The sequence below is a fragment of the Paenibacillus sp. WLX2291 genome (assembly GCF_046603665.1).
Lineage (GTDB): Bacteria > Bacillota > Bacilli > Paenibacillales > Paenibacillaceae > Saccharibacillus.
The window spans coordinates 3,612,096-3,635,578 of record NZ_CP176755.1; the positions used below are offsets into that span (position 1 = coordinate 3,612,096).

Genomic DNA, 23,483 nt, shown 5'->3' on the forward strand with positions numbered 1-23,483 from the left:
TGTTTGCTTATTTTACAATTAGGATAGTTGTGTATGATTACTTGACGATAGCGCCGTTTGGCATGTTATCCGGTACGGTTGCCAGCGTCAGTTGATCGCCTTGCGATGCCGCCAGAATCATACCGCGGGATTCTTCGCCGCGCAGCTTAACTGGCTTCAGGTTGGTCACGCAGATCACTTTGCGTCCGACCAGTTCTTCCGGTGTGTAGAATTTGGCGATGCCGGATACGACCTGACGTTGCTCAAAGCCCAGATCCAGTTGCAGCTTCAGCAGCTTGTCGGCTTTTTTCACTGGCTCAGCAGCGATGACCTGCGCAACACGCAGCTCAACTTTGGCAAAATCGTCGATGCTGATTTCTGGTGTAGATTCCTCTTCTTCTACAGCTGGTGCAGTGACCGTTTGCTGTTCGGTTGTCGCCGTTTGCTCAGCTTCCGTTTTCAGTACGCCGCCCATCGCTTCCACGATGTATGCCACTTCTTCTTTGGAATCCAGACGCGGGAAGATTGGATCACCTTTGGCTACAGACGTTCCTGCTGGAATCAGACCGAAACGACCAGTACTCTCCCATGTTGTCAGCTCGCCATCGGTAATACCGATTTGCTGACGAATCTGCTTCGGTGCGCGTGTCAGGAACGGCTCCAGCAAGATGGAAATGATGCGCAGCGCTTCTGCCAGATGGAACATAACCGAATCCAATTGTGGACGATTGTCTTCATCCTTCGCCAGCACCCATGGCTGCGTTTCATCGATATATTTGTTCGTACGGCTAATTAGCTGGCTGATCGCAGTCAGTGCAACCGAGAACTCCAGTTTTTCCATCGCCGTTTCAATCTTGCCGATTGTATCGCCGATGAACTCTTGCAATTTACCATCCACTTCGTTGACAACACCATTGTAGGCAGGCACGGAGCCACTACAATATTTGTCGATCATCGCCACAGAACGGTTGAGCAGATTACCAAGATCATTCGCCAGATCGGAGTTTACACGATCTACAAAGCTTTCCGGTGTAAATGTACCGTCAGAGCCAAATGGCACTTCACGCAGCAGATAGTAACGCAGTGCATCCAGACCATAACGATCGATCAGCGTAACCGGGTCAACGACATTCCCTTTGGACTTGGACATTTTGCCGTCTTTCATCAGCAGCCAGCCGTGACCGAATACTTTTTTCGGCAGTGGGATATCCAGTGCCATCAGCATGATTGGCCAGTAGATTGTATGGAAACGCACAATTTCTTTCCCAACCAGATGGATGTCTGCCGGCCAGAACTTGTTGAACAGCTCCTCATTGTCGCTGCCATAACCGAGCGCTGTAATATAGTTAGACAGTGCATCGATCCAGACGTATACGACGTGCTTCGGATCGTTTTTAACTTTAACGCCCCAATCAAATGTCGTCCGCGATACAGCCAGATCTTCCAGACCCGGTTTGATAAAGTTATTGATCATTTCATTTTTACGCGATTCCGGTTGAATAAAGTCCGGGTGATCCTGATAATATTTCAGCAGACGATCGGCATATTTGCTCATGCGGAAAAAGTACGATGCTTCTTTGACCAGTTCGACCGGGTGACCGCTATCTGGGCTTTTCCCACCGATCACTTCGCCTTTATCGTTGCGCTCTACATCAACCAGCTGAGTCTCGGTGTAGAACGTTTCATCTGGAATACTGTACCAGCCTTCGTATTCGCCTTTGTAAATGTCGCCCTGCTCTAGCAGACGATCAAAGATGTCCTGTACGACCTTTTTGTGGCGTTCTTCGGTTGTACGGATAAAGTCATCATAAGAGATATCCAGCTTGTCCCACAGGCTCTTAATACCCTCAACGATTCCATCGACGAATTGCTGCGGCGTTTGACCTTTCTCAGCGGCCTTGCGCTCGATCTTCTGACCATGCTCGTCCGTACCGGTCAGATAACGCACCTCATATCCGCGCAGACGTTTGTAGCGCGCCATCGCATCGCCTGCCACCGTTGTGTAGGCGTGACCGATATGCAGCTTGTCACTTGGATAATAAATCGGGGTCGTAATGTAAAATGTGTTTTTCTCTTCTGGCATGGTTGTTCCTCCTTGTGTAAAATACATCCGCATTCTGATCAGCATATATACCGTACCGCGCAGCATATGGACGCAAAAAAGCCCCCATCCCTAATGGGACGAGAGCTTGTACTCACGCGTTACCACCCAACTTCCCCACTTTTTTGCAAAAGCAGGCTCAGCAGCCTATACAGGCTGACCCTTAACGCGGGCTTACGCTGGAGCCTTACGTACCGTTATGCGGTAGCTCGACTTCAGTTCCTCCCGGACCATGTTCTACAGTGGCTTCCAGACCGGTTCGCAGCTATTCCGGCTCTCTGTGCTGTGCCTATTCCGTATACTTATCCGTTCACTGGATTGCATATATGACTATGTTTCTCAATATACCGAATACCCGCCGAAGCTGTCAAGCGTTCCGCGGGTCCTGTTTGTATTCATGGTTGCCGCGCTGCTCCTGTTCATCGCCGCTGTCTGTATGGACAGGGTTGATGTGGGAACGGCGCGGTGGCGGAACGAGATCGATGCCGCCGGGATGAAAGGGATGACATTTGCTAATCCGGCGTGCTGCCAGCCAGCTCCCCTTGAGCACACCATGCACTTCAATCGCTTCCAGTGCATATTGTGAGCAGGTTGGATAGAAGCGACAACTGGGCGGCTTCAAGGGAGAAATACATTTACGGTAAAAGTGAATCGGCACCTGCACAGCGCGACGGCTCAACTTTTGCAATGTATTCACTGATGTTTCCCTACCGCTGTGGATACGGCTTTCTTTTTCAAATGAAGCGCAGGCCCTTCCTTGCCATCACCACCGACGGGTACACCCTCTTCACTATTATATCCAGCTTGTTGTGCCAGACATTCCTTGCAGTAGCCGAACACTTCAAACTTATGACGAATCACCTGAAACTCCTCCGGCATATCCGTCATATCCATCGGGCAAAAAGCAATCGGGTACGTTTTCTCGCATTGCAAACAGATCATATGATGGTGATGATGATCCTGACTGCAATGACTTTTGAATTTCACTCCATCTTCAAACACGATCTGCTCCAACACGCCCAGCTCCTGCATAACACGAAGATTGCGATACACCGTATCAAAGCTAAGACCACTATATTTACGTTCCATATATTCGTATACATCCTTGGCAGTTAGATAGCCCGGTGCTTCGGCAAACAGCTTCGCCAGCGTTCGGCGCTGATCGGTAATACGCAGACCCTGCTTGGACATAATATCAATAATTTGCTCTGTGGACAGCATGAATCTTCCTCCTGTCATCGTTCTGAACCAATTACGTACACAATCAACACTATTCGTAATCATAACTATTATACACGAAAACGAACGCGCTGCCGAATATTTCTTCATAAAATACCAGAATTATTATATCCATCCCAAACGGTAGATCATGCAATACATAGAAAAAACCGGAACCGCAATGGCGGCTCCGGCTATCTGTAACTGGATAACCTGTACACGATAGTTAGGGATTCCCATATCGATAACAGGTGTAGGTTCCAGTTGTTCAGATCTGGCAAAGTTTGTGAGCAGACATCCTTTGTATCAGATCTTAATTATTGTTTTTTGCTTGGCATCTGGTTGAACAGCAGGTTGACTGGCAAGTTACTGCCTGGTGCAGCTGTAAACCAGATTTCGACCGATTCTGTATCCAATGTACCGGTACGGTAAATAACGACGTTATCGTTGGCGCTAGTTGTACCACCGTTATTTTTGATCGGAGTACTTACGCCATTGACATAAATATAACCGGAGTAACGTCCACCACGCGCATTAAAGGAAATAAGCGTGTTTGGTGCTACCATATCCAGTTTGATTTTGTACAGTACGCCAAAGTTACCAGCGTTGGATGCTTCCGTTTGAGCCAGCGGGTCTGTACCTGTCAGGTTCGGATCGCTGTTGTTGTCGCCGATTGGCAGACGTACGCTCGTATTACCGATCAGATCGCCAACGTGGATAATGCGAGTCGCATTGTCGTACGTACCACGGTTGTGGATACCGTCACGATCCAATTTTGGCAAAGTATTCATCGCTTGCAGCGGATCAGCATTTTCATCCACCATCAGTACAGTGTACTGCACATTCGCGTCGCTGACCAGATCACCGAACAAAGAAATGACTGTATCGTTCTTCATTGTCGATGCACTGAGCTGATTGAAGATCACTTGACTTTGTCCTGGTTGCAGAGTCAACGTTTGTGCATCTGCGCCGGATTGGATCGATTTGTAGTAGCGGTCAATCGATACTTTCCCTGCTGCTGTTGCATACGGGTTTGGTCCGCCAAAGCCAACATCCAGAATGTTCAAGTTAGCTGGTGTTGCATTGGTATTCGTAGCAACGATGTACATTTTCACATTTTTGCCTGTTTCATTCAGATGGTGAACCATAAAGCGAGTTGCACCGTTAGCTGTTTCTTGATAAACGATACCTTCCGACAATACGCGTTCCGGGCTATTGCTGCGGATCAAGCGTACAGGCTCGGAGCTGGATTCGAACGGTGTGATTGCGCGTCCTGGTACTTCTGCACCGTTAAAGTCGAACGAATCGCCAATTGGCGTAAACAGCGGATAGAATTCGTCAGCTGTATACAGACTGCTGTCTGTAATGTTGATCGTTTTGCTATACGTGTTGGTTTCGCCATGCTTGTCCGTTACAGTCAATGTGACCGTTTGTGGACCAGCGGTGAAGAAGGCAAGTTGCTTGTTGCCCCATTCGGTTTTGGTAATCGCATTCTCATCATCTGTACTCATATCGGTGTAGGTGATCAGTTCACCCATGCGATAGGAGTCGCTGTTCGTGCTGAACATCGCTACCGGCGGTTGGTTTGGAGCTAGTACATTAATCGTTACGCTGTACGGATCGCTCCATTGTCCATTGGAGTCCAATACTTGGTAAGTTACAACGTGAGCACCAGCAGTCGTGAAGATGTCCTCACGTCCGGTCCAACGTTCATCAACAATGGTAGCTCCGTTGGATGAACTGGATTGCGTTTTGTATTGTACGGTTGTTTGTGTAGCATAGATGTCTTTTGGCGATACCGTAAAGGATGCGGTTGGTTTCACCTGAAGGTCCATGATGACCATTTTGCCTTGTACTGTATACGGAATACCCAGTGCGGCAGTGATGGAAGTGAGCGGCACCATAAAGGTTCCTTTTTGCTGGAACGATGCACCTTTCATCAGCGATTGAACGCCGTTTACTGTGTAGTACTTGCTGTCTGTTTTGAAACGCAGTTCTTTGCCGTCTTTAGTCATGACGGTTTCTTTGGTTACGGAATCGTATGTAAGCGTAAGGCCAACACGTTCCACCAGTGCGCGTACAGATACATAGGATACACCGTTTTTGACAGTCATCGGCTGATTGGAGAAATACAGCTTGCCGTCACGGTAAATCTGATTGGAGTTCATAAGGAAGATCAATTTGTTGGGACCACCCGAATACACGTCTGTGATCACAGTTGGTGTAGTCTTTACCGGTGTAGTTGGTGTAGTCGTTGGAGTTGTCGGCGTTACCGGTGTGGTAGGCGTCGTTGTTCCATCTGTTCCTGTCGTACCATCTACGCCTGTTCCGTCGCCCGTTGTTGTCGGATCAGTCTGAGGTACAGTAGTCGTAGCAGAATTGTCGCTATATACATCCTGCTGAACAACTCCATTTGCCGTATCGCCTTCTGCTGCGAAAGCCTGCGCTGCTGGGAACGCTGCCACAACCTGTGTGAAGGCAAGTACAGCTACTAGTATGCTTTTCTTGAATTTCATCGTTCGACTCCTTCTTTTATCTGTTTTCTATAACCGAGATGTCAAAGAAAAACTCCCCCTGAAAGGCACAATTCCCTTCACCATCGCAGGTCGAAAGTCGGTTGCTGCAAAGGCAAAATTCCATTGTTCCCCCGCGTCCACTTACTCGACGCTTACATGACACATTAATAAGACGCGACTTTTTTTGAAAAGTTTCTCCTGAATATCGCAAACACTCATTAAAAGTGATCTATTCACAATTCGTTCACATTTGTATACAGAGGGGGGTATGCTTATTGTTCTGGGATATGTACATTACCATATGCTGTTGCAGCAGTGCGTCATTCCTTGCTCCATACAGAAAAAGCCTGTCCATCCGCAGATCGACAGGCTTCATTGCACGCACTGGCGCTTGTATGCTATTCGTCACATGACCGGAATAGAAAAGCATTGCCCGGTGTAACGATATAGCTTCTTTGAACATCCCGTAAAAGGTTATGCTTCAAATGATATGCGCTCCTCACAGGCAAAGTCAAATTTGCACTGTATAGTCTGCATTCAGACTAACAGGCAGCTTGCCAGTCGCTGTCTCCGTACCTGCTAGCACCGCTGCCAATGCTTCCACCGCATACTTGCGATTCTCATAAGTACAAATATAAGTACGCAGCTCTGGCAGTTCGTTCAGATCGTATGGATTGCGCATCGATACAACGATTAGCGGTACGCGCAATTGTTCATGCAGACATTGAGTCAGTTGCGCCTGTTCTGCTGGCAATTGTCCGGTAGACGTATATGTCACCTGTACGACAAATCCTGACTGCTGCGCCTTCTGTAGCGTTACTAGGCGCTCCTCTGCATCCGGCTCTGTACCGATGATCAGTCGCTCTGCCGGTAAGCCGAGCGAGGTTAACACTTCCGCCAGATTACGATCATGTCCGACCGCTTCTGCTACTTCGGTACGCCGCGATAGCTGTGGCCAGATGACCAGTCCTTGTTTGCCATCAGCAGCGGGTTGCAGTGGTAGCTGGTGATCATCCTTAACTACGGTGATACTGCGCGCAGCGATGGCTCGCAGTACATCTGCACTTTGTTCATTACCGAGCAATGGCAACCATTCCTGCTCACTCATCGGTTGACGATCCATCTGCCGTCTTGCTTTTAACTGCAATATACGTGTAACGGATTCATCAATCCGCTGCTCTGATATTCTACCTTGCTCTACCGCGTGCCGCACGGCTTCGATCGCAGCAATCTGTTCCTGCAACGTATGGCTAACGAGTAGCAGATCCGCTCCCGCCTCCAATGCCATAACGGTCGCTTCAGGAATCGGAAAATGCTTCGCAATCGCGTGCATCTCCAAACAATCCGTTACGATAACACCATCGAATCCCAACTGCTGACGCAACAGCCCGGTTAGCACGCGATGTGACAATGTCGCTGGGATGGAATCAGGCTCAAATGCCGGGAATATCACATGCGCCGACATGATCAGATCGGTGTCGGCAGTAATTGCTGCTCGAAACGGCAACAATTCGATCTGCTCCAGACGCTGCACATCGTGGAGAACCGAAGCCAGCCCGTAATGCGAATCGACCTCGGTATCGCCATGTCCCGGAAAATGCTTGGCGGTCGCAGCCACTCCCTGCTCCTGCATAGCAGTAATCGCCGCCACACCATGAGCAGCAACAATGTCTGGCTTTTCCGAATAGGAACGTACGCCAATCACCGGATTACGCGGATTGTTGTTCACATCCACACACGGCGCAAAATTCACATTGATCCCCAGCGCTCGCAGCTCACGCGCACTAATCGATGATGCCGCCGCAGTCCATGCCGGATCACCGGTTGCACCAAGCGACATATTGCCCGGAATCAGACTGAGTTCTTCCTGATCAATTCGACTGACCATTCCACCTTCCTGATCAATCGCTATCAGTAACGGTGGCAAGCCCTGATGATGAGCTTGCTGTTGTAGCTCTATCGATAACTGATGAATCTGCTGCGGTGTACCAATGTTGCGGCGAAAATAAATCACACCACCAATCTGATAATCCGCGATCAACGTCTCCACCTGTGCATCCGGTACAATATCATGAAATCCGCATACAAATAACTGTCCAATTTTCTGTTCCAGCGTCCACTGATCTGTATTCATAGATGACATCTGTATCCCTCCTGCGGATCTGTTGTACGTTCGATCCGGTATGGTATGTATTGTTATTCAGTATAAAGTGCCATTCGCTATGCAACAATTGGACAAATTGTACAAAAAAACACCCTGTCCGAAGACAGGGTGCATAGAAGATAAAACGATAAACCTGTGTGTAAACACACATTCATAAGTGAGGATAATGATAAGAGAAGTCTGTATACCTGAGGCAAGTTCTTTATACGCAGGTTCCTTGACGACGTCCCTGTTCGATCAGGCGATATGCCCGTTCCACTTCAGCATCGGTCGGTGAAGGCACGCCATCCAGCGGATAGAGGCGGCCCAGCGACTCCCATTTATAGATGCCCATCTGGTGGTATGGCAGAATCTCGAATTTCTCCACACCATGCAATGTAGCGATAAATTCGCCGAGTGCGATCAGGTCTTCTTCCGCATCGTGAATACCTGGTACAAAGACATGCCGTATCCACATTTTGCGTCCATGATCCGATAACCACCGAGCCAGTTTCAGTGTGCGCTCATTGGATACGCCGGTCAGTTTTTTGTGCTTTTCATTATTAATATGCTTGAGGTCGAGCATGACCAGATCGGTCACATCCAACAGATCATGGATCTTCTCCCCATCGTTGTAGCCGTTACTATCAAGGGTTGTATGAAGATTCCAGCGTTCTTTGACCTCTTTAAACAAAGCTTTTACGAAAGGGGCTTGCAATGTCGGTTCGCCGCCCGAGACGGTGAGTCCGCCGCCAGAACTGCGATAGTAGCTCAGGTAAGGTTGGATTTCGGCGAGAACCTCCTCCAATTCCATCACCTTGCCTCCGTCCAGATTCCAGGTATCGGGATTGTGACAATACTGGCATTTCATCAGGCACCCCTGCATAAATAGTACGAATCGAATACCTGGACCATCGACGGTACCGAAGGTCTCCAGCGAGTGAACACGGCCTGTTACCATGATCATTCAGCCCCTTTCATTAGTATTGCAATATTACATTGCGTTGTGGAACGTACGGTTGATTACATCAAGCTGTTGCTCTCTGCTCAGTTTGATAAAGTTGACGGCATAACCGGAAACACGGATCGTCAGCTGTGGATAGTTCTCTGGATGATCCATTGCATCCATCAGTTGTTCACGGTCAAATACGTTGACATTCAGATGGTGAGCGTCGCTACCGAAGTAACCGTCCAGCATCGCTACCAAATTGGCTTTGCGTGTTTCTTCTTCTTTACCCAGTGCTTTTGGCACGATGGAGAAGGTGTTGGAGATACCATCCAGGCTATCTTCATATGGCAGTTTGGCAACGGAACTCAGAGATGCCAGTGCGCCTTTTTTGTCGCGTCCGTGCATTGGGTTAGCACCTGGTGCGAACGGCTCGCCTGCTTTACGTCCATCAGGGGTAGTCCCTGTTTTCTTACCGTATACGACGTTCGATGTGATTGTCAGTACGGATTGCGTTGGCATTGCGTTACGGTACGTTTTGTGCTGACGAATCATGCTCATGAACGTTTCAACGAGTTCAACAGCGATCTGATCGACACGATCATCGTTGTTACCGTAGCAAGGGTAGTCGCCCTCAATTTCAAAATCAACGGCGATGCCTTGTTCGTTGCGAATCGGTTTTACTTTGGCATATTTGATAGCGCTCAGGGAGTCAGCTGCAACCGACAGACCAGCGATACCGCAAGCCATCGTACGCAGAATGTCACGGTCGTGCAATGCCATTTCGATACGTTCGTAGCTGTATTTGTCGTGCATGTAGTGGATGATGTTCAGTGCATCCATGTACACTTTGGACAGCCATTGCATCATTGGTTTGTAACGATTCAGCACTTCATCGTAGTCAAGATACTCGGAAGTGATTGCCGGGAATTCAGGACCAACTTGTGCACCCGATTTCTCGTCTTTACCACCGTTGATAGCATACAGCAATGTTTTGGCAAGGTTGGCACGTGCGCCGAAGAATTGCATTTGTTTACCGATGCGCATTGCAGATACGCAGCAAGCGATACCGTAGTCATCGCCGTAGATTGGACGCATCAGATCATCATTTTCATACTGGATGGAGCTTGTTTCGATAGAAACTTTAGCACAGTATTTTTTGAAGCCTTCTGGCAGTTGATCGGACCACAGTACGGTCAGGTTCGGTTCCGGTGCAGGACCCAGATTGTAGAGGGTGTGCAGGAAGCGGAAGCTGTTTTTGGTTACGCGTGTTTTGCCGTCCATTGCCATACCGCCGATGGATTCCGTTACCCAAGTAGGGTCACCACTGAACAGTTCATTGTAATCTGGTGTACGCAGGAATTTGACGATCCGCAGTTTCATAACGAAATGGTCAACCAGTTCCTGTGCTTGTTCTTCCGTCAGTGTGCCTTCTTTTACATCGCGTTCGATGTAAATATCCAGGAAGGAAGATACACGTCCGAGCGACATTGCCGCACCGTTTTGTTCTTTGACAGCTGCCAGGTAACCGAAGTACAACCATTGGAAGGCTTCTTTGGCATTTTGTGCTGGTTTGGAAATATCGAAACCGTGTTCAGCTGCCATTTGTTTCAGTTCGTTCAATGCTCTGTACTGTTCGCTGATTTCTTCACGTTGGCGAATGGTTGTTTCATCCATGTATTCGCCCAGTGTTTCATCATGCTCACGTTGTTTTTGCTGCATCAGGAAGTTTACACCGTACAGTGCAACCCGGCGATAGTCACCGATGATGCGACCGCGACCGTAAGCATCTGGCAGACCAGTAACGATACCGGATTTACGTGCTGCGCGAATCTCAGCAGTGTAAGCATCGAATACGCCTTGGTTGTGCGTTTTGCGGATATCAGTGAAGATGTCGATGACGGATTGTGGAACTTCGAATCCGTATGCTTTACAAGCATCGATTACCATCCGAATACCACCGTAAGGTTGAATCGAACGTTTGAAAGGCGCATCCGTTTGAACACCGACGATTTGTTCTTTGTCTTTGTCCAGATAACCCGGACGGTGCGATACGATCGATCCTGGTGTGTTTACGTCTACATCCCATACACCGCCACGCTCGCGCTCTTCTCTGGACAGCTGGGAAACGATTTTCCACAGGTCGTTTGTATTCTGAGTTGGACCTGCGAGGAAGTTTTCGTTGCCAACATAAGGTTTGATATTTTCGTCAATAAAGTTTTTGGTGTCTACATGAGTTGTCCATTTGCCTGTGTTAAAACCTCTCCAGGCTTGTTGCGATTGATCTTGTACGTTTCTTTCGATTACCGACATTGATAATCCCTCCATTATTTGTGAATTAAATCACAAATTTTGTTATGAGTTTGATTTGGTTGTCTCGCCGCCGGTAACTTGTGTTCCGGCTATGTCCTTATTATGCAGGATGATGGATGGTATTAATGTGATTTTTATCACAATCAGACAGTTTCATTATGATTTTTATCACTTTCTGTCATTGATACAGTAAAATTTTAAATATGATACAGATAATTCTCCTCATCCTCGGACATATGGTAAAAATGTAACGTTGGGAATCCCATATTCCGCTTCAGGTTTGATACAGACAGGCAGCAAATCTAGATACAGTTGAAGCGATTTTGAATAGTGCAAAATGGAACTGCCGCAATTTGAAATGCCTTCCGCTTCCTTCAAGTTATATCCACATACGATATGGGATTGTCGTTGATCCCTCCTTGTTCGTCCTGATGCAGGAATATCCGCTGATTGCAATCAGGTACGCCGTAGTTGTCACTTCAATATACGGACACGTTTTGAAAGTAAGTGTCCACCTCATCACCTCCTTTCCGGAATGAGAAAAAAGGCTGCTGTCAATCCGTACTCACAGCGGATGACAGCAGCCCATATTATTAGGGAGGAGAAACTACATATGACACATAGGGTGATACATGGGAAGCATGCAACTGTTCATTCGCCACTTCGGCTTATACAGCCGTTAGATCATTTATTCAAATTTGCCATAGAACGCGTTGCGGTATACATCAGCCAGTTCCGTAACGAGTGGCATTTTTGGATTGGCTGTGGTGCATTGGTCTTCAAATGCGCGGTCTGCCAAATAGTCGACATGTGCTTCAAAATCTTTAGCGTCAAAGCCCAATTCTTGGAATGTCTCAGGGATACCCAGTTTGCGGTTCAGATCGCGAACAGCGTTCACGAGGCTGTTCACACCTTCCTCAGTTGTACGTGCAGGCAGCCCCAGAATACGGGCGATTTCAGCATAACGCTCGTCAGCGATAAAGTGCGAATATTTAGGGAACGATGCGAATTTGGTCGGTTTTTTCGCATTGTAACGGATCACGTGTGGCATCAGAATCGCATTGGTGCGTCCGTGTGCAGTGTGATATTGTCCGCCCCATTTGTGTGCGAGACTGTGGTTGATACCTAAGAAGGCGTTGGCAAATGCCATACCAGCAATTGTGGAAGCATTGTGCATTTTCTCACGAGCCAGTTTGTCGCCAACCAGTGCCGACTGCTCCAAGTATTGGAAGACCAGTTGGATCGCTTTGATCGCCAGACCATCCGTGAAGTCATTCGCCATATTCGATACATACGCTTCGATCGCGTGAGTCAGCACGTCCATACCGGTATCTGCTACCGCTACGCGTGGCAGGGTGTAGACGAATTCTGGATCGACAATCGCTACGTCTGGAGTCAGCTCATAGTCAGCCAGTGGATATTTGGTATTGCCTTTTTCTTTGTCAGTGATAACAGCGAACGAAGTAACTTCTGAACCTGTACCCGATGTCGTTGGAATCGCTACGAATTGCGCTTTTTGACCTAGGTTTGGATATTTGTAGATCCGTTTGCGGATATCCATAAATTTCTGTTTCAGGTTGTCAAAGCTTACATCTGGGTATTCGTAGAACAACCACATGCCTTTGGCAGCATCCATTGGCGAACCGCCGCCCAGTGCGATAATGCAGTCTGGCTGGAAGCGTTCCATCATTTGACGTCCACGTTCTACCGTCAATGTCGATGGATCTGGTTCCACTTCGGAGAACACTTCGATTGCTACTGGTGTTTTACGTTGACGCAGATAGTGTTCGACTTTTTCCACATAGCCCAGTTGTACCATCATCGGGTCCGTTACGATTGCAACACGATTAATGTTCGGCATTTTGGCAAGGTATTGCGTCGATCCTTTTTCAAAGTATACTTTCGATGGAATTTTGAACCATTGCATATTCACGGTACGGCGAGCCACCCTTTTAATGTTAATCAGATTGACAGCAGTGACGTTCGACGATGTCGAGTTGCGTCCATACGATCCGCAGCCCAGTGTGAGCGAAGGCAGATTCGTATTATAAATGTCACCGATTGCGCCGTGTGTCGAAGGCGAGTTCACGATAATCCGTCCGGTTTGCAGACGATCCGCAAATTTCTGGATCACTTCTTCGTTGTTCGAATGGATCGCCGAGGAGTGACCCATACCGCCGAATTCAACAATCTGAGCGGCACGTTCAATTCCTTGCTCGGCATTTTTCACTTTATAACAAGCCAGTACAGGGCTTAATTTCTCAGCAGACAGCGGATACTTAGTACCTACACCTTCCAGCTCGGCAATCAGAATTTTGGTATCGGCTGGCACGGTGATTCCGCTCATTTCAGCAATTTTAGCAGCAGGTTGTCCCACAATTACCGGATTCACTGCGCATTTGTCTACGTTCATTGCACCGGCAGTCAGTTTGCCGACTTCTTCTTTGGTGAGGAAATAGCAGCCATTGTCGATCATCAATTTTTTCACTTGATCGAATACTGGTTCTTCAATAATAACCGCCTGTTCGGAAGCACAGATCATACCATTATCAAACGATTTCGACAGGATCAGATCATTAACCGCCTGCTTCAGATCAGCACTTTTCTCAATAAAGGCAGGAACGTTACCAGGACCTACGCCGAGTGCCGGTTTACCGCAGCTATATGCCGCTTTTACCATTGCGCCACCACCAGTAGCGAGAATGAGCGCTACATCAGGATGATTCATCAGTGCATTCGTTTTATCCATCGACGGATTGTCGATCCATTGAATACAGTCAGCAGGTGCACCTTGTTTGACAGCTGCTTCCAGCAGTGTTTTGGCAGCTTCGCGGCTACATTGCTGTGCAGATGGGTGGAAACCGAAGATGATCGGGTTACGCGTTTTGATCGCAATCAATGCTTTGAACATTGTTGTGGATGTCGGGTTGGTTACCGGCGTAATCCCCATGATAATGCCAACTGGTTCAGCGATCTTTTGGAAACTGTCATACGCGTTATCCTCGATTACACCGACGGTTTTCTCATTTTTGATGCTGTGGTAAATGTATTCGGTAGCAAACAGGTTCTTGGTAATTTTATCTTCATATACCCCCCGACCTGTTTCTTCTACTGCCATTTTGGCAAGTTGCATATGTTTGTCCAGTCCAGCAAGCGCCATCGCCTGTACAATGTTATCAATTTGTTCCTGATCCATTTTCATAAAAGCGGCAGTGGCTTTTTTACCTTTGTCGATTAACTTTTGAACTTCTTCCTGTGCAGTCAATTCAACGGTACGAGCGGCATCATTTTTTACAGCCATTTCTCTCATCCTCCTCAGAATGTGTGTTGCTTTTGTCTACGCACTGATCATAGCATAGAGACATACATCATAATGTGATTTTTTTCACAATCAATTTTAATTTTTAAAAATTTTGTTTTCGCGTTTTTTCTTTTTGCATTTTGAATTAACTAGAGTTATACTATAAGTGAAAATAATCACAAACTTTTAAAATTTAATGTTTCATTGTTTGTAACCGATATGGATAAGAGTCATATGAAGAGAGTACACATCAAAAGTGGAAGAACTCAAATAATCTTACTAATTTTTCCTATAATTTAATGCAATCTGGTTATTTTCTACGTATAATGGGGACAAAAGGAGAGGACGAATCATGAATAATCAAATGGAACGCATCACTCAGAACGAAAACAGCAATACGCACAGTTTCTCGCCCGTTAATATGGAACGCTTACTGTCGTACGCAACGGAGCGCAATGTGCCTGCCGGTTCGCATCTGTTCTGGGAAGGCGATTTGTCGGACAAATTATACTACATTAAAAGTGGACGTGTAAAATTGACCAAATCGACCGATGAAGGGAAAGAGCTGATCCTGTACATGTACCAGAGTGGTGACATGATTGGACAAGCAGACCTGTTCTCGGGTAACCGTCTCGGCTTTACCGCCGAAGCGTTGGAAGATACGGAAGTAGCGGTTGTCGATCACAAAGACCTAGAGCTAATCATCTGCCAGCATTGTGATTTTGCGATTGATTTTATGAAATGGATGGGTACGCATCATCGGTTAACTCAGACCAAAGTACGCGATCTGATGCTGTACGGCAAACCAGGTGCCCTCTGCTCGACACTGATTCGTCTGAGCAACACGTACGGCGAAGACTACAATGAAGATGGCTCGATTCTAATCAACAAGAAAATTACACATACCGATCTGTCGAATATGATTGGTGCTACGCGTGAGAGCGTCAACCGGATGCTGAGCGATCTGCGCAAAAAAGATACAATCGAATATGAGCATGGCATGATCATTATTCATGATCTGGAAGCTTTGCAAGAAGTATGTCACTGCGAACTGTGCCCAAAAGAAATCTGCCGGATCTGATTCCCCCTCCCCCACCACGTATAACCAGATTGCCAGATACAGCAAAAAAGCTTTCCACCGGAATATACCGGGGAAAGCTTTTTCTCTATGGCCGAAACTCCAACAGATCAGCCTGATTGACGTGTTAGTCCACCCACTGCTCCGCCCAGTTCTGGATTTGATCCATCACAGGCTGCAAAGCGCGTCCTTTTTCCGTCAGTTCATACTCAATCCGTACCGGAGTCTCCGGGTATACCTGGCGTACCAGAATACCGCTTGCTTCCAGATCCTTCATACGTTCCGAGAGCATCTTGTCGCTCATCATCGGGATGAGATTGGATATGTCTTTGAACCGTTTAGGTCCGCTCATCAGGGACTGAATAATCAGACCGTTCCATCGTTTCCCGAGAAAAGAGAACGCTGTCTCAAACCGCGGACATAAACCCAGCTGATGCTGTTCCATCGTTTCACCTCTTTACTGGTCCGTAGCCCGATATCATCATGCCTATCGTACCGGAACTCTCAATGTAAACTTACAATAAGTTAGCACATATAGTTTAACACATTTCCAGCTATAAGAAAACGAAAACCTGCCGATTTCAGCGCTTTCTGTCGTATTTTTACAACAACTCCTATTGGAAATAACTACTTATAATAAATCATTGTTCTAGCTTATACTTTATGACTTCTTTGACAAAATCACGTAGCCGATGTAGATCATCCTGAATCGTCTGTTCTAGCGAACGATTGTATAAAATCGCTGCTGGATGATACAACGGAAAAATCCAGTATTGACGTTCCGACCATGTATACCCTTGTTCCGGATGATACGGATCAACTTGGCGAATAGCAGTTTGCCGCGGTTGTCCATGAATTTGCGATACGCTGGAACTGTTACCAATCAGTCGATGCAGTCCGATATTGCCCAGTGTAATTAGCACTTGCGGTTGAACAGTAGCGATCTCATAATCCAGAATGGGTGCATACGCCAGTATTTCCTTCGTTGTTGGCGTACGATTGGATCGACTTAATCGCTCCGGATGATTCTTAACTGGCTTATCACGATACGGACGACTACGCACGGCACTCGTAATATACAGATCATCGCGAGTCCATTGTAAAATATCCAGATACCCGTCCAGCACCTTGCCTGCCTGTCCACAAAAAGGACGCCCCTGCTCAATCTCATTCGCTCCTGGCGCTTCGCCAACCAGCATGAGAGAACCTGGCCATTTGCCAAAGCCGGTCAAAAAGCCTTCCATTCGTAATCCTTCGACTCGTTTAAGACAGGATTGGATCAGCTCCGGTGGCAACGGAACATGACCGATTCGAAAAGTAGATTCATGGCTGTTCCTATATTCGGTCAATTCCAACGCCTCCTCTAACATAACGACATGACCTTGACCTGCGATTGTGAGGTTCAAGAGTATGAAGCAGCTACAACAACCCTATCCTTTATTACCCTCATTACAATGATAACGAAAAAGGTGCGCCTGCCGGTTGAGATCAACCATGCAGACGCACCCTAGAAATCATGCTCTATGCTGTCTTGAATCATTGTGGCATTATACAGAACTTGTATTACATAAAAGTCAGGCGTCCCGTCCGTCCATCTGCTCAATCACAACAGGTTGCTTACAGTATGATTAAAGTGGGCTTGTCGATATACCATCAACAGGCGTACTAACCTTTCTCTTATGCAGGCAAAGCTGCCGTTATCATACGGTCAGTTTGCTGCCGATTGCACGTTGCGGTTCGGTACGTCCAAATGCTGGACGTGCGTTGCTGGCAGGATATGCCCAGCGTACCGCATTGGCAATAATATGCATAATGTCTTGATTGTAATACGTAGGGTACGTTTCATGACCTGGACGGAAGTAAAAGATCTTCCCGTGACCACGGCGATACGTACAGCCGCTGCGGAATACTTCCCCACCTTCAAAGTTGCTCAGGTACACCAGTTCATCCGGCGCTGGTACATCGAAGAATTCACCATACATTTCTTCTTTGTCCAGTGTGATCGAAGGGTTAACGCCCTGTGCGATCGGATGTGTCGGATTGACACACCACAGGATTTCCTGCTCGTCGGCTACGCGCCATTTCAGGTCGCAGCTAGTGCCCATCAGTTGTTTGAATGGTTTAGAAAAGTGTCCAGAATGAAGCACGATAAGACCCATGCCTTCATTTACGCGTCGTACGACTGCTTCGGCGATATCATCGTCGACCAGATCGTGGGCAGTATGGCCCCACCAGAGCATAACATCCGTAGAGTTCAGAACGGATTCCGTCAGACCGTGCTCATCCTGATCCAGCGTTGCTGTGCGGCAGGCGAAGCCTTCTTTGGTCAATCCGTCTGCAAGTACTTTGTGAATTCCATCCGGGTATACGGCTTTTACATCATCGCGGATTTGCTCATGTACAAACTCATTCCAGACTGTTACGTTAATCATACTGTTAGTGCCTCCCTGTTGTTTAGACCCACCACATCTCGCCAAGCTCTTCTTCGATCATAACCTGCTGCAAGTTGTGGACGGCTTTAGTAAATCCTTCGTTTACGGACATCAATCCGTCTTCGTGCTCTATACTAACTACATAATCGTAACCTACAAGACGTAGCGTGCTAATAATGTCAGCCCATGTTTTCAAGTCGTGTCCATAACCGACGGTGCGGAATTGCCATGCCCGATCATTCATCTCCTCGTAGGAGTGCATGTCCGTTACGCCGTTCATATTCATATTATCGGTATCCGTGATCGTATCTTTAGCATGAAAGTGATGAATTGCGCCATTTTTCCCCAAAATTTTTATTGCTGCGACAGGATCAATTCCTTGCCACCACATATGACTTGGATCAAGGTTGGCTCCAATTGCTTCACCGGCTGCTTCGCGCAGCTTCAGCATCGTACCCGGTGTGTGAACGGAGAAGCCGCCATGCAGCTCAATACCGACTTTCACATTGTGATCCGAAGCAAGTTTACCGTTCTCGGTCCAGTATGGAATGACTTTTGTATTCCACTGCCAGTCCAGCAATTCGCTGTAATCTGTTGGCCATGGTGCGACTGGCCAGTTTGGATATTTGGCATTGTCACTATCGCCCGGACAACCGGAAAAAGTGTTAACGACCGGTACATCCAATTTTTGCGCCAGTTTGACCGATTTTACAAAGTCGTCATGCGCTTCTTGAGCAATCGCCTTTTGTGGATGCAGCGGATTGCCATGACAGCTTAATGCGCTGATGATCAAACCACGGGATTCTACTGCTTTTTTGAATTCGCGCAATTTGCCTGCGTCTGCCAGCAGTTCGTCTGGCTTGCAGTGTACCGCACCCGGATTACCACCCGAACCGATCTCTACCGCCTTAACGCCTTTTTCGGCAACATAGTCAAGCGCCTCCTCAAAGCTTTTATTGTTCAGCAATACCATAAATACGCCCAATTTCATTCGTGTTTCCTCCTGGTTCAACTGTTTTGTGTAGATAAAGGGGAATGGATGTTGTGTTTGATTGGTTCGAATGAGCTTCTACTTATTAATACGAACTCCATACCAATAAAGTTTAAAATTTCAAGAAATTCATTAATAAAATTTTACTTATTTGTCATATAAAAATTATTGTTTAGGACACCTATGTTTCGTGACGAGGATTGCAATACGCTACCTGGTCACGAAACACGAGGTTCTTTTATACAGATGCCGGTTGTTGTTGAAGTTCAATCGCTCTGCCGGTACGTGCAGATTCATAGATCGCTTCAAGAATCTGTGTAACGATCAGCGCTTGTTCTGGCTTCACCAGAGGCTCTGTATCATTCACGATTGCTTCCAACCACATACGAGCTTCTCGTGCACCTGCATCTTCCGTTTCTCCGGAGTAAAAGGCAACACCGCCGGAATCCAGATCAATCTTGCTGTCGATCAGGCGACCGTTCTTCTCCCCATTGATATGCAGTCCATCGCTCATATCAGCGCCACCCTCGGTTCCGCACAGTAAAGTCTGCGCTTCACCAAACTGGCGAATATTCAGCGCCCAACTGGATTCCAGTGCAATCACTGCTCCATTTTCCATTGTAATAAAGCCGAATGCTGAATCTTCTACCTTGAATTGCTCTGGGTCCCATGGACCGAACGCATTGGCAGAGTTAGGACGTGGACCGAGCTTGTGGAAGGTGGAGCCAAGTACACTTTTTGGCTTGTAGTTATCCATCAGCCACAGTGTCAGATCCAGTGCATGGGTACCGATATCGATCAACGGTCCGCCACCTTGCTTGTCCTCATCCAAGAATACGCCCCACGTTGGTACGGCACGGCGACGCAGTGCAATCGCCTTACCATAATATACATCGCCTAGATCCCCGTCTGTCACCATCTGTTTCAGATACAGACTATCGTCGCGGAAACGATTTTGGTAAGCGATAGATAACTTCTTACCCGTACGTTTGGCTGCATCAACCATTTGCTGCGCTTCAGCCGTTGTTTTTGCCATCGGCTTTTCACATAGTACATGCTTGCCAGATTCCAATGCTGCGATACTGATGACAGCATGCGAATCATTCGGTGTACAGACATGAATGACGTCAATGCTGCGATCGGCAAGCAGTTCCTTGTAATCGGTATAGACCTTGGCGTCCGTCACTCCATATTGTTCCGCTGCTTCCGTCGCGCGCTCCTGCACGATATCGCAGAAGGCAACAAGCTTGGCAAGTGGCTGCTTGGCGAGACTTGGTAAATGCTTGCCGCTCGCAATACCGCCGCATCCGATAATACCGATATTAAGGATTTGCTCAGACATTCACGACGCCTCCTTTGGCGCCATAACTTTTCACCCAATTGATGCTCTGCTCGATACTTGTCATTGGAGCTTGCAGGCTATTATCCTGCTCGACAATAATCCATTCTGCTCCTGCTTTGTCCGCCGCATCGCCAACGCGTGCAACTGGCACTTCGCCTTCGCCCAATTCTAGCATTTGAATGCCGTCATCGGTACGTTTGAAGTCTTTCCAGTGGACAAGCGGCAGGCGACCAGCATATTTCTCAATATATTCAATCGGATCGTAACCGCTATATTGTACCCATGCCGTATCCAGCTCGACCTGAATCAGATCTGCGGACAATTCAGAATACAGGGCATCGAATACGGTGCTGTCACCAATCTTCTCTGTAAATTCAAAGTCATGGTTATGATATAGCAGAACCACATCGTTCTGATTGCAAATGTCAGCGAATGTACGCAGGTTGGCAAAGATTTCTGGCCAGTTGCTGCGCTGCTCCTCGGACAGGAACGGTACAATAATATATTTGTTGCCAATCGCTTTGTTATAATCGATCAGCGATTGAGCATCATTCAACAGATCATTATATTGCGTATGGGAGCCGACGACTTCCAGATTGTTCTTTTTCAACAGCTCGTTAATCTGGTCAGCACTGCGTCCGTAAAATCCAGCAAATTCTACACCTTGATAACCAAGCTGAGCAATCTTCTCAATCGTACCTTCAAAATCGCGTTCCAGATCTTCACGTACGGTAAACAGCTGCAATCCAACTTTTAACATAATAGTATTCACTCCTGTAAGTGGTTTCGTTTTATGCTGCGATGATGTCAATTCTGGATGTGATTATTATTGATATACATTACCTTGACGATAACCCGCACGACTCTCGATGATCACATGCTTGCCTTCTAATGAAGAACGTTGAAACGCATGCATTACTTCTAGTACGTGAAATGCCAGTTCTCCGCTTGCACGGTGTGGACGATTGTCATGGATAGCAGATACCATCTCATTCAATCCTTTCCCCCGCTCATTGCTGATCGGTTCGAATACGGGCGTTACAATCTCGTAGCTCTCCGCACCCGGACGTTTCAAACGTACATCCCCGTCGAAGAAATTGGGATCAGGAATATCGAGCGTACCTTCGGTGCCATAAATCTCGATGCGCGGCAGCTGTGAACCGCCCGGGATATCGAAGCTGGTAACAAGTGTAGCAATGGCACCATTTTCAAAATCAATCGTTCCAGCCAGATGCGTCGGCGTTTGTACGCGAATGGATGAATTCGCTTTTGGTCCGGTATGCACTTTGCGATCTGGAATCTGAATGCCCGTTGACGAGCTGACCCGTGTCATCGAGCCAAGCAAGCTTGTAAGCGCGGTCAAATAATACGGTCCCATATCGAACATTGGACCACCGCCCGGCGCGTAGAAGAATTCAGGATCAGGATGCCATGACTCCGGTCCAGCGCCCATCATAAAGGCAGATGCCGCAATCGGACGTCCAATCAATCCTTCATCAATCGCTTTCCGTGCCGTTTCCAATCCTGCTCCAAGAAAGGTATCTGGCGCACTGCCGACACGTTTGCCGACTTCTTTGGCTTTTTCCAGAGTGCGGCGTCCATCATCCAGCGAAACGGCGAATGGCTTCTCCGCATAAACGTGCTTGCCTGCTGCAAGCGCTGATAAGTTGACGCTGGCGTGTGCTGCTGGAATCGTTAAATTGATAATCAATTCGATATCATCCTGCTTCAGGATTTCTTCCGGAGTGAAGGCGTTTTCAATACCAAACTCTTTTGCCCGTTCTTCGGCTCGTTCCTTCACCATGTCGGCACAGGCTACAATTTCGACAACCGGACTTGATTTCAAGTTGGTAAAGTAAATGGAACTAATATTGCCGCATCCGATTAATCCGGCTCTCATTCGTTGCACAGGTAATCCTCCTTTGGCGTTTGCCAATGTATGATAAACCCGGTATGTACGATGGACTTATCCATACGATTGCTTGCCATTTATTGGTATAAATCGTTATACAGCATATTATGCAAAAAATAGTACGTTGTATGGCATGCAAAATATGTTGTTTTATGTTCGTTACCATAGTATTACGAAACCGTATCAATTAAAATGAATAATATGATTAAAACATGAACTATTTGGTCATAATTTAAATTTGTTGCTGAAATGAGGATTACATAATGGATGGACACGGAGAAGATTGCAAAGTATATACAGCCGGGTACTCCTTTCACCGGAAACCCTTTTATATGAATGAACCGGATGGGATTCACAATTATCTGTTTCGTCTACAAACGGAAGGCAGCTGCCAATTACGCTGTGACGGAGAACTCGTTCAGGTAGAAACTGGCGAATTGCATATGTATGATCCTGATGAGCCGTATGAGCTGCGAATCGGCGATACGGTTGATGTAACGGGGAAACGTGTGATTGAGAGCGGAGATTATCATATCTTTTTCGGGGGAGTCTGGGCGGATGAATGGTGGCGCAAAATAAAACGTCCCTGCAAAATAAAAATTCCCCTCACCGATAATATTATGGATCTGATGCGCCAGATTGCTATGGAGAAACGAAGGATTGATAATCCTCATCCTGAAATTTCCAGTCATTACATGAAGATCCTTTGCCTGTCGATTGACCGCTACTTATCAGAACAGCCAGTTGGCGCGCCGCGTACTTATCTGGCTTATCAGATCAAGAGTTATATTGAGGAAAACGCATCTTCGGCGTTCAAATTAGAGGATATTGCGCTTCATATCGGCATTAGCGTATCACGCGCGGTTCATCTGTTCAAAGAGGCATTTGATACAACGATTATGCAATATGCGCTCGATGTTCGTTTAAATATGGCGCAGGAGCGAATCATGTTCAGTCCTATGCCGCTAGAGGAAGTAGCAGAGTCGTCTGGATTTGCGAATTATACGTATTTTCACCGGGTGTTCCGCTCCCGTTTCGGCATGTCACCGAAAGAGTTTCGATTATCCAAACGCGAGCATATTACGTAAGCTTTTCAATTTTGGCGCATAGGCTGCATGAAAGTATGTGCTAACACATGAAGGTATACGCTACGAATAGATAAAAACGAGTAAAAGCGATATGAAAAAGGCATTCCGGCAGATGATCGCTGG

At 47.1% G+C, this 23,483-nt stretch carries 17 protein-coding genes and 1 other annotated feature; of the genes, 2 read left to right on the forward strand and 15 right to left on the reverse strand.

The window, feature by feature from the left end; translation table 11 throughout:
- Positions 1 to 37: 37 nt before the first annotated feature.
- From metG to adhE, 8 genes are all read right to left on the reverse strand, one after another.
- Positions 38 to 2,062 (reverse strand): methionine--tRNA ligase, encoded by a 2,025-nt coding sequence (gene metG, locus ACDE64_RS15440; protein ID WP_411343031.1) that lies wholly within the window; start codon positions 2,060 to 2,062, stop codon positions 38 to 40.
- 91 nt (positions 2,063 to 2,153) lie between these two features.
- Positions 2,154 to 2,403 (reverse strand) — a binding site (T-box leader).
- Between the two features lie 44 nt (positions 2,404 to 2,447).
- Complete coding sequence (gene yidD, locus ACDE64_RS15445) at positions 2,448 to 2,768, reverse strand: membrane protein insertion efficiency factor YidD (protein ID WP_411350311.1); 321 nt, start codon at positions 2,766 to 2,768, stop codon at positions 2,448 to 2,450.
- A 5-nt stretch (positions 2,769 to 2,773) separates the two neighbouring features.
- On the reverse strand, positions 2,774 to 3,301 hold the full coding sequence (locus ACDE64_RS15450; RefSeq protein WP_411347406.1) for a Fur family transcriptional regulator: 528 nt from the start codon (positions 3,299 to 3,301) through the stop codon (positions 2,774 to 2,776).
- A gap of 314 nt (positions 3,302 to 3,615) precedes the next feature.
- Positions 3,616 to 5,814 carry a copper amine oxidase N-terminal domain-containing protein gene (locus tag ACDE64_RS15455; protein WP_411347407.1) on the reverse strand — a complete coding sequence of 733 codons (2,199 nt, stop codon included), beginning with the start codon at positions 5,812 to 5,814 and terminating at the stop codon, positions 3,616 to 3,618.
- A gap of 511 nt (positions 5,815 to 6,325) precedes the next feature.
- Positions 6,326 to 7,957: a beta-N-acetylhexosaminidase gene (gene nagZ, locus ACDE64_RS15460; protein ID WP_411347408.1), complete on the reverse strand. Its 1,632-nt coding sequence runs from the start codon at positions 7,955 to 7,957 to the stop codon at positions 6,326 to 6,328.
- A 223-nt stretch (positions 7,958 to 8,180) separates the two neighbouring features.
- The gene (gene pflA, locus ACDE64_RS15465) at positions 8,181 to 8,918 is read right to left on the reverse strand and encodes a pyruvate formate-lyase-activating protein (protein ID WP_411347409.1); all 738 of its coding nucleotides are present in this window, start codon (positions 8,916 to 8,918) and stop codon (positions 8,181 to 8,183) included.
- 33 nt (positions 8,919 to 8,951) lie between these two features.
- A complete protein-coding gene (pflB, locus tag ACDE64_RS15470; RefSeq protein ID WP_411343036.1) occupies positions 8,952 to 11,216 on the reverse strand; it encodes a formate C-acetyltransferase in 2,265 nt (754 codons plus the stop codon).
- A 688-nt stretch (positions 11,217 to 11,904) separates the two neighbouring features.
- The gene (adhE, locus tag ACDE64_RS15475; protein ID WP_411343037.1) at positions 11,905 to 14,517 is read right to left on the reverse strand and encodes a bifunctional acetaldehyde-CoA/alcohol dehydrogenase; all 2,613 of its coding nucleotides are present in this window, start codon (positions 14,515 to 14,517) and stop codon (positions 11,905 to 11,907) included.
- A gap of 352 nt (positions 14,518 to 14,869) precedes the next feature.
- On the opposite strand from adhE, the gene ACDE64_RS15480 reads away from it, so the two are divergent.
- Positions 14,870 to 15,598, forward strand: a complete 729-nt coding sequence (locus ACDE64_RS15480) for a Crp/Fnr family transcriptional regulator (protein ID WP_411343038.1) — start codon at positions 14,870 to 14,872, stop codon at positions 15,596 to 15,598.
- A 124-nt stretch (positions 15,599 to 15,722) separates the two neighbouring features.
- Here ACDE64_RS15480 and ACDE64_RS15485 read toward each other — a convergent pair whose 3' ends face one another.
- From ACDE64_RS15485 to ACDE64_RS15515, 7 genes are all read right to left on the reverse strand, one after another.
- On the reverse strand, positions 15,723 to 16,040 hold the full coding sequence (locus tag ACDE64_RS15485) for a winged helix-turn-helix transcriptional regulator (RefSeq protein WP_411343039.1): 318 nt from the start codon (positions 16,038 to 16,040) through the stop codon (positions 15,723 to 15,725).
- A 196-nt stretch (positions 16,041 to 16,236) separates the two neighbouring features.
- The gene (locus ACDE64_RS15490) at positions 16,237 to 16,944 is read right to left on the reverse strand and encodes a uracil-DNA glycosylase (protein ID WP_411347410.1); all 708 of its coding nucleotides are present in this window, start codon (positions 16,942 to 16,944) and stop codon (positions 16,237 to 16,239) included.
- A 351-nt stretch (positions 16,945 to 17,295) separates the two neighbouring features.
- Positions 17,296 to 18,027 carry a ThuA domain-containing protein gene (locus ACDE64_RS15495; protein WP_411347411.1) on the reverse strand — a complete coding sequence of 244 codons (732 nt, stop codon included), beginning with the start codon at positions 18,025 to 18,027 and terminating at the stop codon, positions 17,296 to 17,298.
- A gap of 22 nt (positions 18,028 to 18,049) precedes the next feature.
- On the reverse strand, positions 18,050 to 19,018 hold the full coding sequence (locus ACDE64_RS15500; protein ID WP_411343042.1) for a sugar phosphate isomerase/epimerase family protein: 969 nt from the start codon (positions 19,016 to 19,018) through the stop codon (positions 18,050 to 18,052).
- Between the two features lie 238 nt (positions 19,019 to 19,256).
- Positions 19,257 to 20,360, reverse strand: a complete 1,104-nt coding sequence (locus ACDE64_RS15505) for a Gfo/Idh/MocA family protein (RefSeq protein ID WP_411347412.1) — start codon at positions 20,358 to 20,360, stop codon at positions 19,257 to 19,259.
- Positions 20,353 to 21,120, reverse strand: coding sequence for a sugar phosphate isomerase/epimerase family protein (locus ACDE64_RS15510; protein ID WP_411347413.1), 768 nt, complete (start codon positions 21,118 to 21,120; stop codon positions 20,353 to 20,355). The genes ACDE64_RS15505 and ACDE64_RS15510 overlap by 8 nt, the downstream gene beginning before the upstream one ends.
- 66 nt (positions 21,121 to 21,186) lie before the next feature.
- Positions 21,187 to 22,269, reverse strand: coding sequence for a Gfo/Idh/MocA family protein (locus ACDE64_RS15515; protein WP_411347414.1), 1,083 nt, complete (start codon positions 22,267 to 22,269; stop codon positions 21,187 to 21,189).
- Between the two features lie 266 nt (positions 22,270 to 22,535).
- On the opposite strand from ACDE64_RS15515, the gene ACDE64_RS15520 reads away from it, so the two are divergent.
- The gene (locus ACDE64_RS15520) at positions 22,536 to 23,360 is read left to right on the forward strand and encodes an AraC family transcriptional regulator (RefSeq protein WP_411347415.1); all 825 of its coding nucleotides are present in this window, start codon (positions 22,536 to 22,538) and stop codon (positions 23,358 to 23,360) included.
- Positions 23,361 to 23,483 lie beyond the last annotated feature (123 nt).